We start from the raw sequence: 888 nt of genomic DNA on the forward strand, positions 1-888 counted from the left end.
CGTCGCGACCCGCGCACCACGCTCGAGATCGCGCTGATGGCCGATGGCGTGGCGCCGCAGGACGTCTATCCGCTGCTGGCCACGCCGACCGGCGTCGCCCGTGCCTTTCGCAAGCTCAACCAGCTTCGCCCCTATATCGTGTGGTGGTCGACACCCGACGAGGCCGCCCGCATCCTGCGCTCCGGCAGCGCTCTGATGGCCAGTATCCCGCAGGGTGCCGTTCCCGTGCCGGGCGTGTCGTCCGGCGTCGCGCCACATGGCCGGAGCGGCACTCCCGCCGAGCGGAGTTTTGGCATCCAGTCGACCCAGAGCGTGGCCGAAGGTCTGTCGTGGGGTATCGTGTCCGGCACGCCAGACCGACAGGTCGCCCAAGCGCGCGAGCTTCTGGCGTTTGCCGACCAGACGGCGGTGCGCGGCGACCTGCTCTCGCGCTATCCGGCGCTGGCACACGACGCAACGCCCGACGGCGTGCTGCAACTCGACCCGGTGTTCTGGCGCGCCAACCTCGCCCCCTTGCGCAAGCAGTTCGACGCCTGGCTGAACGCGCCGTCGTGACCCGGGCGCGATGACGGGTCCGCTGTCGTTCCTGCGTGTCGTCGCGCTGGTTCTGGTCTGCGCCATACCGTTGCTCGCGGTGGGCGCGGGCATGTGTCTGCGCCTGTCGCGGGCGGCGGGTGGGGCGCGGTGGTCGGGGGTCGTGCGCACACTCCTGCTGCTGCTGGCGGGGCCATGTGTGATGGTCGCACTGGGGACGGGACGCGACGCGTGCCATGCGTCGTCTGTCCAGCGCATGGTGCAGGGGGCGCTTCTGGTCCCGGCGGCGCTGGTCTGGCCGGCGGCGCGACTGGCGAGCGCTCCCGGCGGTCTTGACCGCGCCGCGGCCGGGCT

Annotated in this window: 2 protein-coding genes; both read left to right on the forward strand. The window is 72.1% G+C overall.

Annotation, left to right across the window (positions count from 1 at the left end):
• Positions 1–555: extracellular solute-binding protein (locus HUK82_RS16895; protein WP_176615003.1), on the forward strand; the 555-nt coding region annotated here is incomplete at its 5' end.
• 10 nt (positions 556–565) lie between these two features.
• The coding region (locus HUK82_RS16900) for a hypothetical protein (protein ID WP_176615004.1) at positions 566–888 on the forward strand (323 nt) is incomplete at its 3' end.

This window comes from Ameyamaea chiangmaiensis, assembly GCF_013376175.1.
GTDB classification, from domain to species: Bacteria; Pseudomonadota; Alphaproteobacteria; order Acetobacterales; family Acetobacteraceae; genus Ameyamaea; species Ameyamaea chiangmaiensis.